Raw genomic sequence first — 13547 nt, 5'->3', positions numbered from 1 at the left:
ACAGGAACTCTGCGAGGAGGTTCAGCAAGGTATATGCCACATGTGAATTACTATTAATTTCAATGTGTTATGCGATCAACCGAAACAGATTGGGGAGGATTCCCCAACGGCTTTCCCCGATTCGGGGGATGGGGCTGCTGCGCAGCCCATCGCCTTAACCCATCAACCCACGCACACAGAAATACAAGATCGAAGGCCCCATCAGGCAGCCCAGCCCGGTATGGAATGTCGCTGTCAACGCGCCGTAGGGCACCAGCCGCCGGTCCGTTGCCGCCAACCCTGCCGTCACCCCCGACACCGTCCCGGCCAAACCGCCGAACACCATGGCCGAACGCGGGTTGTCCAGGGCCAGCAGGCGCGCCGATACCGGCGTGAACACCATGACCAGAATCGCCTTGATCAACCCCGTGGCAATCGACAACGCCATCACATCGGAGCTGGCACCCAGGGCCGCGCCCGTCACTGGCCCGACGATATAGGTGACGGCGCCCGCACCGATGGTGGTCATGCTCACGGCATCGCGGTAACCGAACGCATAGGCGACCGCCGCACCGACAATAAACGGCAGTACCGTGCCCAGCAGCAACGCCACGGCGCCAATCATCCCGGCCTTGCGGGCTTCGGTGGCCTGCACTTCGAAGGCCGTGGCGACGATGGCGAAGTCTCGCAGCATCGCCCCGCCCATCAGGCCGATGCCTGAGAACAGCGCCATGTCCGCCAGGCCTTTTTGCCCGCCGGTAACAGTGCCGCCCACCCAGGCCAGCACCAGGCCGATGACGATGGCAATCGCCGAGCCGTGCACCCGGCCGAAGGTCAGGTATTTCGACATCAGTACCGACAACCACATGATCGCACCGACCACCGCGAAGGCCGTGATCAGGCCGTTGTGTTCCAGGGCATTGTCCATGATTGGCCACATGATCAACGACCTCCTGCAGGGGCAACCTGCACCTGGGTTTCGGGGGCAGGCTCAAGCGCGGGCAAGGGTTCGCCGCGGTGGCTGCGGCTGATCAGCGCGATGGTCGCACCGCACACCAGTACCGCGCCGATCGCCGCCAGCAACGCCACCGGCCCGCCATGCAGGGCGGTTACCACATTCTGTTGGGCGGCCATGGCCACCACCACCGGGATGTACATGGCGCCCCAGAAGCCGACGCCGAACTCGCACTCCTTGCTCATGCCGCCATGGCGCTGCCTGTACAGCCGCGCACAAATCAGCAGGATCATGGCGATGCCGACCCCGCCCACGTTGGATTTGACACCCAGCAGCACGCCCAGGAAGTCGCCGACGATGACGCCGGCAAGCGTGCATACCGCCAGCAGAGCCACACCATAGATAATCATTGTTGTTGTCCTCAGGTAGTGTCGAAGTTGCTTGTTGTTGTTCTTCGTAAACACACACTTGCGCGGCTCACGCGGTCAATGTGGGAGTTGCCAGATTGTCGGGGCCGCTTTGCGGCCTTTCGCGACACAAGGCCGCTCCTACAGGCATCGCTCCAGCCTGCCATCATCGGTTCTGGGCCACCTCCTGGCGCAGCAGCGCGTCGAGGGTATCCGGTCGGGTGCCTTCCACGCTCACCACCCTGCCCTGTTCAAACACCGGCCGGGCCAGGCCGCTGAGCACACTGCCCGGCGGTATTTCCAGGTGCAGGCGTACACCGCGTTCATAGGCGTTGCGCAACGTGGCACGCCAATCCACCACCTGTGCCATGTTGCCGGCCAGGTCGTCGCGCAAGCGCTGTGTATCGAAGATTGGCCGTGCACTGCTGCCACTCAGGTAGGTGATCGCAGGCCGGCGCAGCTCGACCGTGGCAAAGGCCTTGGCAAGCTCTGCAGCCGGGCCGGCGAGCAGCGGGCAATGGGATGGCACGCTCACCGCCAGGCGCCGTGCGACGCCTTGGCCCAGGCTGCGCGCGCGGCGTGCCACCGCGGCCATGGCCGCCTCGCTGCCGGCAATGACGATCTGGTTCTCACTGTTGAGGTTGGCGACGTAGACCTCACCGCCCACCGCCCTCAGCAAACGCTCGACGCTAGCCAGGTCGAGGCCGCTGAGTGCGGTCATACCGTAACCGTGCGGATAGGCGCACTGCATCAGTTCGCCACGCAGGGCCACCAGCCGCACAGCATCGGCGAACCCCAGGGCACCCGCCGCAACCGCAGCGGGATAGGCGCCAATCGACAAGCCGGCCACGTAGTCCGGCGCAGGGCTGCGCTGCATCAGCCAACGGGCCCAGGCAACCCCGCTCAGCAGCAGGCAAAGCTGCACCGCACGGGTGCCCTGCAGGGCCTCCTGGCTGTCCAGGCCCAGGGCGCTCTGGCCCAAGGTATCACTGGCCTCTTCCAGTAATTGACCGGCGCCGTCAGGCAGACGATGCAACATGCCCACCTGCTGAGCACCTTGGCCGGGGAACGCGAACAGGCTGCTCATGCCGCGCACTCCAGGGCAGCCCAGGGGTCGCTGACCAGGCGCGCGCCGAGCGGCGATTTGAGCAGTACGCGCCGGGCACAACCTGCCCACTCGCGCAGGGCGACGGCGCCTGCCGGTGTTTCCAGCTGCACATCAATGCGGCACGGTGCGCAGTCGAGGATGTCCAGCAGTTCCAGGGCCTTTGCGCGCGTCAAAGGGTGCGGTGCACGCAGCACCAGGTCCAGATCGCTGGCCAGGTGCAGCACGTTGATACCCGTGGCCAACTGATAGCCCACCCCACCCGTCGGGCCCCAGGCCAGCCCGCAGGTGTCGAGCACCGGGGCCGCCGAGGCCAAGGCCTGTAGTGCAGGCCAAGGGCTCGGCGCGCACCCGCGCAATGCCTCAGGGCTTTGCAGACGCTGGATATCGCCCAGGCGCATCTGCGTGCCCAGCCGCTGATCCCGGCTTTGCCCGCGTACGCCCACCGCCACCCAGCCGTCAGCGCAGGCTGCACGGCGCACCACCACAGGTTGGCCGCATGCCACCACCTGCAGCGCCCACTGCGGGGTATCGTCAGGCAGCGCAGACAGGGGCAAGCCCCAGAGCAGGTCGTGTGGGCGTGGCGTGCTCATCTCAGGCCCCCTGCCACTGACGACGCAGGTGCTCGCGCACCTCGCGCGACGCCCGCCGATTCTCGCCCGTCAGCCGCGATGACAGGTCGGTCGAGCTGCCGATATCGCGCACAGCGTCGGCCAGGCACGTACGCACCCGGGCCAGGTCGTCGGCGCTTGGCGTCTCGGCGTTGTCCACGCCAAGGCGTCGCCACAGCAAACCCAGCGAGGCGTAGCTGTCGAGGTCGTAAGCCATCGGCGGCACCTCTGCGGCCAGGGCTTCCAGCGCTTCGACGCTGCGCAGGGTAATGCGCGCGGCGGCGGCCTTGCCCATGGCATGCACCATCACCCCGGCGTCATCCAACGCGATCAGGCGCTGGGCTTGATAGCCATGCGCCAGAAAAGCACCCGACATCGCCTTGCCGACCAGCAAGCCAATCACCGGGTGCCCGGCCAGGCGCGCCCGGGCATACGCCTGCACCGCACCGGCCAGGGCCTGGTGAATGCCCAACGCTTCTTCGCGGCGTCCATAGGCCTGGCTCGGCACATCGATGACCGCGACAATCGCGCGCTTCTCGCCGTGGCGGTCGGCCTCGACCGCCTCGCTCACCGCCTTGGCCAACCCCCAGCCTTCCAGCAGGCCTACTTCACCCGCGCGGGCCCGGGGGAACGGGTTGTGCGCATCTGGCACCACAGCAATGAAGCGGGCCAGGCGGTTGTCCAGTTCGCCGTCGATCACCTGCAGCGACGCAGGGTAGCCCGGCAACGCTTGGCCGCCGGCCAGGCCCGGCAGCCAGTTCGAGGCACGGTTCATTGGGTTTCTCCTTGATAGAGGGTGCGCACGGCGGCGGCATCCAGTTGCGGGCAGTCATCGCCCAGGCGCGACAGCCGCTCAAGGAACCAGGCATGGCGGCTGGCCCGGTCTGTGGCTGGGGTGTCGAGCAGTTGCAGAAGCTGCTGGCGGATGGCATCCACATCGTCGGCGACGTAGCCATCCACCAGCCCGCTGGCATGGCGCTGCTCGCCACCGGTGAGGCTCCAGATGAAGGGCCGGTCCTTGGCGTCGTATTCGCCGATGCCCGCTTCCTGCTCGATCACCTGCGGGCCATTGAGGCCCAGGCGCGCCTCGCGGGTGACCAGCAAGTGGCTGCACAGCCCGGCAGCGATGGACATGCCGCCGAAGCAGCCGACCGCACCTGCGATAAGGCCGATGACCGGCTGGTAGCTGCGCAACGCCACGATCGCGGCCTGGATCTCGGCAATCGCCGCCAGCCCAAGGTTGGCCTCCTGCAAGCGCACGCCACCGGTTTCCAGCAGCAACACGGCGCTGGTCGGCGTGCCGTTGCGGTTGTCTTCGATGGCCAGCTCCAAGGCACCGGCGATCTTGGCCCCGCCCACCTCGCCCATGCTGCCACCCTGGAAGCCCCCTTCGATAGCGGCGAGCACGGTATGGCGGCCGTTCAGGCGGCCCTTGGCGATGACCACGCCATCATCGGCCTGGGGCACGATGCCCTGGCGTGGCAGCCAGGGCGACATGAGCCGGTCGAACGGGCCGAGCAGTTCGCGGAAGCTACCCGGGTCGAGTACGGCGCGGGCCCGCTGGCGCGCGCCCAGTTCGACAAAGCTGCGGCTTTGCAGCAAGCGTTGGATGTCCGTCATGGGGCGATCTCCTCGAAGCCTTGCTCCAGCCGCAGGCGCACCACGCCAGGGGTGGCGCCGAAGTCATGGATGTCGATGTTCACAGCGGGCCACTGGCGGCCTTCGAACAGGCGCTGGAACAGTTGCGCCCAGCGGGCGCCGCTGCCGTTGACCGAGGTTACGACCTGAATCTGCAGGCTGCCGGCGGTGCCGGGCTCGATCAGCACCTCCAGGTCGCCGGAGCTGACGCAGCCCACCACGGTGCGGCCACGGCCAGGTTCGGCGGCGGCGAATTGAAAGGTCAGGGTTTCCATGTCACAGGCTCCCGGCGTTGTCGAGGAACAGGCAGGCGGCCAGCAGATCGGCGGCGCCGCCCGGTGAGGCATTCAGGTGCAGCAACTGCTGGTCCAGCCGGCGCAGCTGCCGGCGCCCGGCCAGGGTGGCACTGCCACCCGCCTCCAGCACGGCACGGGCGCCCTGCTGGACCGTGGCCAGCCCTTGCGGCCCGGCACGCCAAAGCACACAGGTGTCGGCCAGGGCCGCCATGATCGCGAGCAAGGCATCGAGCCGTGCTTGGTTTTCACGGGCGCCGGCAGCACGGCTGCGGTGCAGTTGCGGCAGGCCGTGAGTGATCACAGCAGGGAACCCCAACTGCGCCTGCTCACGGGCACCGCCGCTGCCATAGCGGCGCTGTATCTGCACACCATGGCTGTCTTCAGGGGTTGCGCCTGGGTCGTCGATCAGTGCAATGCGCCCGGCGCGGGCGGCCAATGCAGCGGGGCCGGCCTGGGCATCCAGCGCACTGGCGGCCACCAGCAGGCCCAAGGCCCAGATCGCGCCGCGGTGGGTGTTCACCCCGCCCGTGGTCGCCAGCATCGCCGCTTCGCCCTCACGGCCAATCCGGCCCAGGGCTGCGCGCAAGGGCACGCCGATCTCGCCAATGGCCTCGGCCGCTTCGGCCATCTGCCGCAGGCAGGGCCACAGGGCCAACGCCGAGGCATGCATCAACGCCAGCGTCATGTCCGTGTGGGCACCGTTGCTGCGACCGTCTACCAGGCCCGGTTTGGGCGACAGGTCGGCTTCGTCGATCAGCGCATCGACTGCCAGGTCGGCCAGGCGGTCGGCCAGGGGCAAGGTGTGCAGGTTGAGTGCTTTCATCACCAGCTCCTGAACCGTGCGGGCGGGTTGTACAGGCCGCCAGACCAGTCGACCAGGTCGGCAATACTGCGCGCGGCCAGCAGCTCGCGGCTGGCGTCGGTGCGGCGGATGCCGAGGTCTTCGGGCAATGCCACCAGGCCTTGCTGGCGCAGGCGTTGGGTGTCTTTGGGGTCGTGCCGCAGGCCAATGGCGGTGACGCCGGCTACGGCAGCGATCATCTGCCGGCGCTCTTCGAGGGAGCGCGCCTTGTACAGGTAGGCGATGCCTTCTTCGGTAAGCAGGTGGGTGACGTCATCGCCGTAGATCATCACAGGGGCCAGGGGCATGCCGGCTTTTTTCGCCACTTCGACTGCATCGAGGGTTTCGACGAAGGTGGGCTTGCCGCCCTCCTGATAGGTTTCGACCATCTGCACCACCAGCTTGCGGCCGCGTTCGAGCATTGTCTCGGGCACGGTCATGTCGAGCCAGGCCGGGGTTGCGTGGCGGCGGCCGCGGGGGTCATGGCCCATGTTCGGCGCACCGCCAAAGCCGGCCAGGCGGCCGCGGGTCACGGTCGAGGAATGGCCATCGCCATCCACCTGCAAGGTGGCTCCGATGAACAGGTCGACGGCGTATTGCCCGGCCAGCTGGCACATCATGCGGTTGGAGCGCAGCGAGCCATCGCGGCCGGTGAAGAACACATCCGGGCGCTGGGCGATGTAGTCCTCCATGCCCAGCTCGGTGCCGAAGCAATGCACGCTTTCGACCCAGCCGGTCTCGATGGCGGGTATCAGGGTGGGGTGAGGGTTGAGCGTCCAGTTGCGGCAGATCTTGCCTTTCAGGCCCAGGGATTGGCCGTAGGTCGGCAAGATCAGTTCGATGGCCGCGGTGTTGAAGCCGATCCCGTGGTTCAGCGACTGCACCTGGTGTTTTTCATAGATGCCACGGATCGCCATCATCGCCATCAGCACATGCACCGGCTTGATGTGGCGCGGGTCGCGGGTAAACAGCGGCTCGATGTAGAACGGCTGGTCGGCGACCACCACGAAGTCGACCCAGGACGCAGGGATATCGACGCGCGGCAGGTCGTCGACCCGATCCACCAGCTGGTTGACCTGGGCGATGACGATGCCATCGCTGAACGCGCAAGGCTCCACCAGAGCCGGGGTGTCTTCGGTGCTGGGGCCGGTATAGAGGTTGCCATCACGGTCGGCCATGAAGCCTGCGACCAGTGTCACGTTGGGGATAAGGTCCACCAGCAGCCGCGAGTAAAGCTCGATGTAGGTGTGGATGGCGCCGACTTCGAGCAGGCCGTCTTCCAGCAACTGCCCGATGCGCAGGCTTTGTGGCCCGGCGAACGAGAAGTCGAGCTTGCGGGCGATGCCACGCTCGAACAGGTCCAGGTGCTCGGCACGGCTGACGCTGGGCATGATCATGTGCAGGTCGTGCAGGCGCGCTGGGTCCACCTTGGCCAGTGAGCGCGATAGGAAATCGGCCTGCTTCTGGTTGTTGCCTTCCAGTACCACCCGGTCTCCGGGGGCGAGCAACAGCTCCAGGGCCTCGACGATACGGTCGGTGGGCAGCACCACGCCGTCGGCGAGGTGGCGGGCCCGGTCGAGGCGGCGCTGCTTCTCGGCGCGCCTCCGCGACCATTGCGGCGGTGGATTCTTCGTTGTTGTCATGGTGACTCCACGGGTTCGCTGTCGTGGGGTCACCTTAGGGCGGTGCGGGCATGGGCATCAATCAAGCTGGGTGCGCGATCGTTACGCTAAAGTTAATAATTGGGGGCTCATCCACGCCCACCAGGCCCTTAACAGACTGCTAGAGTGACAAAAATGCAGGACACCCCTGCAGATTTACCGATTGTGCACGGCAAATTCGCATGACAGGATCCAGCTATCCTCCAGCGAACTCCAGACTTCACTTGGAAAATCAATAACAAAGCAGGGAGAACGCGATGACCGCGCATGCTCACACTTCGGCAACGGATCATGTCTTGGCCGAGGTCCGTAACCAGATTGGCCATCTGACCCTGAACCGCCCCGCCGGCCTCAATGCCCTCACCCTGGACATGGTCCGCAGCCTGCGCCAGCACTTGGACCAGTGGGCAGAAGACCCGCAGGTGCGCGCCGTGGTGCTGCGCGGCGAAGGGCCTAAAGGGTTCTGCGCCGGTGGCGATATCCGCTCGCTGCACGACAGCTACAAAAACGGCGACAACCTGCACGAAGACTTTTTCGTCGAGGAATACGCGCTCGACCTGTGCATCCATCACTACCGCAAACCGGTGCTGGTACTGATGGACGGCTTCACCCTCGGGGGCGGCATGGGCCTGGCTCAGGGGTGTGACCTGCGTGTGGTCACCGAACGCAGCCGGCTGGGCATGCCAGAGGTCGGCATCGGCTATTTCCCGGACGTTGGCGGCAGCTATTTCCTCCCGCGCATCCCGGGTGAACTGGGCATTTACCTCGGTGTTACCGGCAGCCAGATCCAGGCAGCCGATGCCCTCTATTGCGGGCTGGCCGACTGGTACGTGAGCAGTGACGCCCTCAGCGCCCTCGACCAGGGCCTGGACAAGCTGGCCTTCGGTGACCACCCGCTCAAGGACCTGCAAAGCCTGCTGGCCAAACTCGGCACCCAGGTACTGGACGACGCACCACTGCAGAAGCTGCGCCCGATCATCGACCACTTCTTCGCCCTCCCCGACCTGCCGGCGATCATCGAGCAGCTGCGCGCCGTGAGCATCGGCGACAGCCACCAGTGGGCCCTGGCCACCGCCGACCAGCTGGAAAGCCGCTCGCCACTGGCCATGGCGGTTACCCTGGAGATGCTGCGCCGCGGCCGCCACCTGGCGCTTGAAGCGTGCTTTGCCATGGAACTGCACCTGGACCGCCAGTGGTTCCAGTACGGCGACATCGTCGAGGGAGTGCGCGCCCTGATCATCGACAAGGACAAACAGCCGCGCTGGAACCCGCCGACCCTGGCCGGGCTCGAGCGCCGGCGGGTCGACCAATTCTTCGAAGGCCTGTGAGCCCGGGAGTACACAGATGCAAGACCTGGAACTGAGCGAAGAACAGATCATGATCCGCGACATGGCCCGGGATTTTTCCCGTGGCGAAATCGCGCCCCATGCCCAGGCCTGGGAAAAGGCCGGCTGGATCGATGATGGCGTGGTGCGCAAGATGGGCGAGCTGGGGCTGCTCGGCATGGTCGTCCCGGACACCTTTGGCGGCAGCTACACCGACTACGTCGCCTACGCCCTGGCCGTGGAAGAGATCGCCGCCGGTTGTGGCGCCACCGGGGCGATGATGAGCATTCACAACTCGGTCGGCTGCGGCCCGCTGCTGGCCTATGGCACTGCCGAGCAACAGCAGGCCTGGTTACCGCGCCTGGCCACTGGCGAGGTGATTGGCTGCTTCTGCCTGACCGAGCCCCAGGCTGGGTCCGAGGCCCACAACCTGCGCACGCGTGCCGAGCTGGTGAATGGCGAATGGGTGATCAACGGCGCCAAGCAGTTTGTCAGCAATGCCCGTCGCGCGGGCTTGGCGATTGTCTTCGCCGTGACCGACCCGGCGCTGGGCAAGAAGGGCCTCTCGGCCTTTCTGGTGCCCACGGACAACCCTGGTTTCAAGGTCGAGCGCAGCGAGCACAAGATGGGCATCCGCGCCTCCGACACCTGCGCGGTGACCCTGGACAACTGCCGCATCCCTGCCGCCAATATCCTCGGCGAGCGTGGCAAGGGGCTGGCCATCGCCCTGTCCAACCTCGAAGGCGGGCGTATCGGCATTGCCGCGCAAGCGTTGGGCATCGCCCGCGCCGCGTTCGAAGCGGCGCTGGCCTACTCGCGTGACCGGGTGCAGTTTGGCAAGCCGATCAATGAGCACCAGAGCATCGCCAACCTGCTGGCCGACATGCAGGTGCAGGTCAATGCCGCGCGCCTGCTGATCTTGCATGCGGCCCGCTTGCGCAGTGCCGGCAAGCCGTGCCTGTCGGAGGCTTCGCAGGCCAAGCTGTTCGCCTCGGAAATGGCCGAGCGGGTGTGCTCCATGGCCATCCAGGTGCATGGCGGTTATGGTTACCTGGAGGACTACCCGGTAGAGCGCCATTATCGGGATGCGCGTATCACGCAGATCTACGAGGGTTCGAGCGAGATCCAGCGGATGCTGATTGCGCGGGAGCTCAAGCATTATTCACTGTAACAGCCGGCTAGCGCGGCCGCTGTTGGGGCGGTCGCGCAACCTGGCTCAGCGCCAGTAGCGCGCGTCATCCACTATGCGCGCATGCCCTTCGAACAGCGCGGGCAGTTGCTCCTTGAGGTAGTCGATCCAGGTACGCACCTTGGCATCCAGGTAGTGGCGCGACGGATAGATCGCATACAGCGCACTCTCACGCAGGCGATACGGCGCCAACAATCGGCGCAATCGCCCCTGCTCGATCGCCTGGCTGGCGGTGTAGAACGGCAGCAGCCCGATGCCCATGCCCAGCTCGCTGGCCAACAGCATCGCATCGGCCACGTTGGTGAGGAAGCTGTCGCGCGGTGCGATCACACAGTGATCGACACCTTGGGGGAACACCCAGTCGCCTTCGTACATCGGGTACGCCATGCGCAGGCAGCGATGCCCATGCAGGTCTTCCGGCCGCTCGGGCACGCCAAAGGTCTCCAGGTAACTGGGTGCCGCGCAGGGGATGCTGAAAATGTTGCCCAGCGGCACGGCGATCAGCTGCGAGTCCGGCAAGGCCTCGTCCACGGTGATCACCACGTCATGCCCTTCGGCCAAGGGGTCCGGGTTGCGCTGAGACAAGGTCAACTCGACCACCACCTCCGGGCACAGCGCGTTGTAGCCCGCCACCAGCGGCATCAGCAGCAGGCCCAGGCCATGCGGGCAGTGCAGGCGCAAACGCCCACGGGGGGTAAGGTGCGCGCCTCGCGCCTCGCCGACGGCTTCTTCGGTCAGCAGCATGATTTGCCGCGCGCGCTCCAGAAACCGTTCGCCCGCCTCGCTCATGCGCAAACGGCGCGTGGTGCGGTGCAGCAGGCGGGTCTGTAGCTGGTTCTCTAGCTCGGCAACGATGCGCGACACCTGTGCCGCAGAAATGTCCAGGGCATTGGCGGCTGCGGCGAAGCTGCCGCATTCGACCACACGGGTGAAAGTACGCATGGCATGCAGCATGTCCATGGGGGGTGGGCTCCTTGATCGGTCTTATTCTTACGTTCCAGGCAGGAATCTATCACGGCTTAGCCCATTTATTGTGGATCACCAATGAATACATCATTGGTAAAACATTGAAGAAGGAGCCTGCCATGAAACGTTTGATCGCCGTCCTTGCCTTTGCCGCTACCCTCGCCTCGTTCGGCGCCTTTGCCGACGCCGGCACACAGCAGCCGGCCGCCAGCACGGGCAACTACGAATACGGCATGCCGCTGGATGTCGCCAAAGTCATCTCCATCACCCCGGCCAGCAACGCTGCCGACTGCCAGGTCGGCACTGCGCATATGGTGTATGTCGACCACCAGGGCCGTACCCGCGAGGTCAACTACCGGGAAATGGGCAACTGCTCGCAGCAGTGAGTCAGGCCAGTACCTGGCTGATCCAGCTGATCTGCCGGGCGAAATCGCGGCGCTTTTCCTCGGGTATCGCATCCCGAGCGCGTTCGAAGTTGGCCAACGTCTGCTGCTTCTGGCGCAGCATGCGCTGCCATTTGGTCACGAACGCCGGAGCTTTTTCACGCATCAGCAGCGGGCCGAAGTACAGCTCTTCGGCGGTGTAAGCCACTGCCACACAAGGTTCGGCGACGATAATTTCGTAGTCGAAGCGGTTTTCGCGCAACAACTCTTCACTGACGATCCGATAGCTGTTTTGCATCAGCCACCCGCGCAGTTCGCACTCATCGCCGTTGGGTTGCAGGATCAGGCGCTCGCTGCCACTTAAGCGATGCTTACCGCGCTCTAGAATCTCGCACATGGTTTTGCCACCCATGCCGCAGAGGCTGACGGCCGAGATCCGGTCGGCCATTTCGATCGCGTCCAGCCCATCGGCCAGGCGAATGGTGATATGCGCCTCCAGGCCGTTGCGGCGCACGTTGCGCTGGGCCGAGGCAAAGGGCGTGTGCGCCACTTCACCGGCCACGCCTGCTTCGATGGCGCCACGCAGCATCAACGCTACCGGCAGATAACCATGGTCCGAGCCGATATCGGCCAGGCGCGCGCCTTGCGGCACATGCGCCGCCACGCGCTCCAGGCGCATGGAGAGTGTCTGTTCGTTCAACGTAAGCCCCTTGCTCGAAAACCGGGCGCGATTCTGACGACCACGGCGCGGCATTACAATGCGCAAAAGCCGAATGGCGCAGGTGACGGCAAGGGCGGCGGCTATTTGCGCGCCTCCAGTATCAGGTTGAACGGTGTTTGTGTGGCGCGCCGGAACCGTGTGAAACCCGCCTCCTCGAACACCGCGCGTAACCGCGCCTCCCCAGCCTGGGCACCCAGCCCCAGCCCCACTTCCTGAGACAGCGAGTTGGGCGTGCAGATAAACGTCGACGCCGCATAGAACAAGCGCCCGACCGGTGTCAGGTTGCCCTCCAGCGAGTCCTCGGCATAGGGTTCCACCAGCATCACCGTGCCGTCCGCCTTCAAGGCATCGTAGGCGTGTCGCGCAGCGCCCACCGGGTCACCCATGTCGTGCAGGCAATCGAAGAAACACACCAGGTCATGGTCGTGGCCTGGATAGTTTTTCGCCGTGGCCTGCTGAAAACTCACCCGTGCGCCCAAACCTGCCTCGTCAGCCCGGTGGTTGGCGGTGGTGATGGAGGGCGCGTGATAGTCGTAACCGACGAAGGTCGATGCCGGAAACGCCTGGGCCATGACCAACGTCGAGGCGCCATGGCCACAGCCCACATCGGCCACCTTGGCGCCCGCCTGCAGCTTGGCCACCACCCCCTCCAGCGCCGGTAGCCACTCGGCCACCAGGAACGTTCGGTAGCCCGGCCGGAAGAACCGTTCGGTGCCGCTGAACATGCACGGGTGATGGTCGCCCCAGGCCAGCGCACCGTCGCCACGCATGGCCGCGACCAGCTTGTCCTTGTCGTGGAACAAGGCGGCCACCACCGCCGCGCCACCGGCCATGTACGCCGGGGAGTCTTCGAGCGCCAAGGCCATCGCCTGTTCTTCGGGCAGTACGAAACTGCCCTTGTCGTGAACCATGTAGCCCGACGCCGCTTGGGCATTGAGCCATTCACGGACCAGCCGCGGGTGGCAGCCGGTCTTTGCCGCGAGTGCTTCGGGCGTGGTCGGCTGGCTGTCGGCCATCGCCCGGTACAACCCGAGTTCGTCACCCAGGATCACATTTGCCAGGGTCGCCGCAGCGCCCATGTCACCCACCAGCTTGCCCATGAATTCGTGAAGCCGTGCCTCGTCCATGACCTGCCCTCCTCTGCAAGAAGGCCACCGTCGACAGGGGAAGTCCGGGTCCGAGGGGCGGTGGTCCGGGGAATGGTGTCGCGCACCGCGACATTCGCCGTGACGTGCTGTATGTAAGTGTAGAATTTTGAGCGTACTTGTGGGGGCCGGCTTACCGGCCCCACGCGGGGTTGTGGATGCCTGGAGATTGTATTCGGGGCCACCAAGTGCCTGGCTTGTCATTTTCAGCGCCTATCAGATCGAGCGCCGCGCGGGCGGCGCTCGATCTCCGCCCCACCTCCAAACCTAAGACAGGCACCTATCAAATAACGATGGATAACCCTCCTTTTCGTACAGAACCTAA

Annotated in this window: 15 protein-coding genes; 3 read left to right on the top strand and 12 right to left on the bottom strand. The window is 65.5% G+C overall.

From position 1 onward, the window contains the following. Positions 1–154: 154 nt before the first annotated feature. The 9 genes from madM to mdcA all read right to left on the bottom strand — a co-directional run bounded on the left by madM (position 155) and on the right by mdcA (position 7475). The gene (gene madM / locus LJX93_RS12210; RefSeq protein ID WP_033697574.1) at positions 155–919 is read right to left on the bottom strand and encodes a malonate transporter subunit MadM; all 765 of its coding nucleotides are present in this window, start codon (positions 917–919) and stop codon (positions 155–157) included. A gap of 2 nt (positions 920–921) precedes the next feature. Beyond that, positions 922–1344, bottom strand: coding sequence for a malonate transporter subunit MadL (madL, locus tag LJX93_RS12205; RefSeq protein ID WP_033697572.1), 423 nt, complete (start codon positions 1342–1344; stop codon positions 922–924). A gap of 163 nt (positions 1345–1507) precedes the next feature. Further along, positions 1508–2428 carry a malonate decarboxylase subunit epsilon gene (mdcH, locus tag LJX93_RS12200; RefSeq protein ID WP_033697569.1) on the bottom strand — a complete coding sequence of 307 codons (921 nt, stop codon included), beginning with the start codon at positions 2426–2428 and terminating at the stop codon, positions 1508–1510. Then, a complete protein-coding gene (locus LJX93_RS12195; protein ID WP_033697568.1) occupies positions 2425–3039 on the bottom strand; it encodes a malonate decarboxylase holo-ACP synthase in 615 nt (204 codons plus the stop codon). Before LJX93_RS12195 ends, mdcH begins: the two co-directional genes overlap by 4 nt. A gap of 1 nt (position 3040) precedes the next feature. After that, a complete protein-coding gene (mdcE, locus tag LJX93_RS12190) occupies positions 3041–3832 on the bottom strand; it encodes a biotin-independent malonate decarboxylase subunit gamma (RefSeq protein WP_033697566.1) in 792 nt (263 codons plus the stop codon). After that, entirely contained in the window at positions 3829–4677 is an 849-nt protein-coding gene (locus LJX93_RS12185) for a biotin-independent malonate decarboxylase subunit beta (protein ID WP_033697565.1), read from the bottom strand. The genes mdcE and LJX93_RS12185 overlap by 4 nt, the downstream gene beginning before the upstream one ends. Further along, positions 4674–4970 (bottom strand): malonate decarboxylase subunit delta, encoded by a 297-nt coding sequence (locus LJX93_RS12180; protein ID WP_033697564.1) that lies wholly within the window; start codon positions 4968–4970, stop codon positions 4674–4676. The genes LJX93_RS12185 and LJX93_RS12180 overlap by 4 nt, the downstream gene beginning before the upstream one ends. A gap of 1 nt (position 4971) precedes the next feature. Next, complete coding sequence (locus tag LJX93_RS12175) at positions 4972–5814, bottom strand: triphosphoribosyl-dephospho-CoA synthase (protein ID WP_227697232.1); 843 nt, start codon at positions 5812–5814, stop codon at positions 4972–4974. Further along, entirely contained in the window at positions 5814–7475 is a 1662-nt protein-coding gene (gene mdcA / locus LJX93_RS12170; RefSeq protein WP_033697562.1) for a malonate decarboxylase subunit alpha, read from the bottom strand. The genes LJX93_RS12175 and mdcA overlap by 1 nt, the downstream gene beginning before the upstream one ends. A 275-nt stretch (positions 7476–7750) precedes the next feature. Here mdcA and LJX93_RS12165 point away from each other — a divergent pair, with 275 nt between their 5' ends. Beyond that, positions 7751–8821, top strand: a complete 1071-nt coding sequence (locus tag LJX93_RS12165) for an enoyl-CoA hydratase/isomerase family protein (RefSeq protein WP_033697561.1) — start codon at positions 7751–7753, stop codon at positions 8819–8821. A 16-nt stretch (positions 8822–8837) separates the two neighbouring features. Next, positions 8838–9989 carry an acyl-CoA dehydrogenase family protein gene (locus LJX93_RS12160; RefSeq protein WP_033697560.1) on the top strand — a complete coding sequence of 384 codons (1152 nt, stop codon included), beginning with the start codon at positions 8838–8840 and terminating at the stop codon, positions 9987–9989. Between the two features lie 45 nt (positions 9990–10034). Here LJX93_RS12160 and LJX93_RS12155 read toward each other — a convergent pair whose 3' ends face one another. Beyond that, positions 10035–10967: a LysR family transcriptional regulator gene (locus tag LJX93_RS12155; protein WP_033697559.1), complete on the bottom strand. Its 933-nt coding sequence runs from the start codon at positions 10965–10967 to the stop codon at positions 10035–10037. A 125-nt stretch (positions 10968–11092) separates the two neighbouring features. Between LJX93_RS12155 and LJX93_RS12150 the strand changes: the two genes are divergently transcribed. Beyond that, entirely contained in the window at positions 11093–11359 is a 267-nt protein-coding gene (locus LJX93_RS12150) for a DUF2790 domain-containing protein (protein WP_047583349.1), read from the top strand. 1 nt (position 11360) lies between these two features. Here the strand turns inward: LJX93_RS12150 and LJX93_RS12145 are convergent, their stop codons facing one another. Together LJX93_RS12145 and LJX93_RS12140 are read right to left on the bottom strand one after the other, a co-directional pair. Continuing rightward, positions 11361–12056, bottom strand: a complete 696-nt coding sequence (locus LJX93_RS12145) for a tRNA (adenine(22)-N(1))-methyltransferase (protein ID WP_156310338.1) — start codon at positions 12054–12056, stop codon at positions 11361–11363. Positions 12057–12157: 101 nt separating this feature from the next. Then, positions 12158–13204 (bottom strand): class I SAM-dependent methyltransferase, encoded by a 1047-nt coding sequence (locus tag LJX93_RS12140; protein WP_033697556.1) that lies wholly within the window; start codon positions 13202–13204, stop codon positions 12158–12160. Between the last annotated feature and the right edge of the window lie 343 nt (positions 13205–13547).

Origin of the sequence: Pseudomonas sp. HN2-3, from assembly GCF_020691745.1 — a bacterium.
Classification (GTDB): domain Bacteria; phylum Pseudomonadota; class Gammaproteobacteria; order Pseudomonadales; family Pseudomonadaceae; genus Aquipseudomonas; species Aquipseudomonas capeferrum.
This window is presented reverse-complemented; position numbering and strand designations above follow the sequence as displayed.

Excerpts from the sequence above, each read along its gene's own strand:
- madM (WP_033697574.1), bottom strand. The coding sequence starts at position 919 with ATGTGGCCAATCATGGACAATGCCCTGGAACACAACGGCCTGATCACG.
- madL (WP_033697572.1), bottom strand. The coding sequence starts at position 1,344 with ATGATTATCTATGGTGTGGCTCTGCTGGCGGTATGCACGCTTGCCGGC.
- mdcH (WP_033697569.1), bottom strand. The coding sequence starts at position 2,428 with ATGAGCAGCCTGTTCGCGTTCCCCGGCCAAGGTGCTCAGCAGGTGGGC.
- LJX93_RS12195 (WP_033697568.1), bottom strand. The coding sequence starts at position 3,039 with ATGAGCACGCCACGCCCACACGACCTGCTCTGGGGCTTGCCCCTGTCT.
- mdcE (WP_033697566.1), bottom strand. The coding sequence starts at position 3,832 with ATGAACCGTGCCTCGAACTGGCTGCCGGGCCTGGCCGGCGGCCAAGCG.
- LJX93_RS12185 (WP_033697565.1), bottom strand. The coding sequence starts at position 4,677 with ATGACGGACATCCAACGCTTGCTGCAAAGCCGCAGCTTTGTCGAACTG.
- LJX93_RS12180 (WP_033697564.1), bottom strand. The coding sequence starts at position 4,970 with ATGGAAACCCTGACCTTTCAATTCGCCGCCGCCGAACCTGGCCGTGGC.
- LJX93_RS12175 (WP_227697232.1), bottom strand. The coding sequence starts at position 5,814 with ATGAAAGCACTCAACCTGCACACCTTGCCCCTGGCCGACCGCCTGGCC.
- mdcA (WP_033697562.1), bottom strand. The coding sequence starts at position 7,475 with ATGACAACAACGAAGAATCCACCGCCGCAATGGTCGCGGAGGCGCGCC.
- LJX93_RS12165 (WP_033697561.1), top strand. The coding sequence starts at position 7,751 with ATGACCGCGCATGCTCACACTTCGGCAACGGATCATGTCTTGGCCGAG.
- LJX93_RS12160 (WP_033697560.1), top strand. The coding sequence starts at position 8,838 with ATGCAAGACCTGGAACTGAGCGAAGAACAGATCATGATCCGCGACATG.
- LJX93_RS12155 (WP_033697559.1), bottom strand. The coding sequence starts at position 10,967 with ATGGACATGCTGCATGCCATGCGTACTTTCACCCGTGTGGTCGAATGC.
- LJX93_RS12150 (WP_047583349.1), top strand. The coding sequence starts at position 11,093 with ATGAAACGTTTGATCGCCGTCCTTGCCTTTGCCGCTACCCTCGCCTCG.
- LJX93_RS12140 (WP_033697556.1), bottom strand. The coding sequence starts at position 13,204 with ATGGACGAGGCACGGCTTCACGAATTCATGGGCAAGCTGGTGGGTGAC.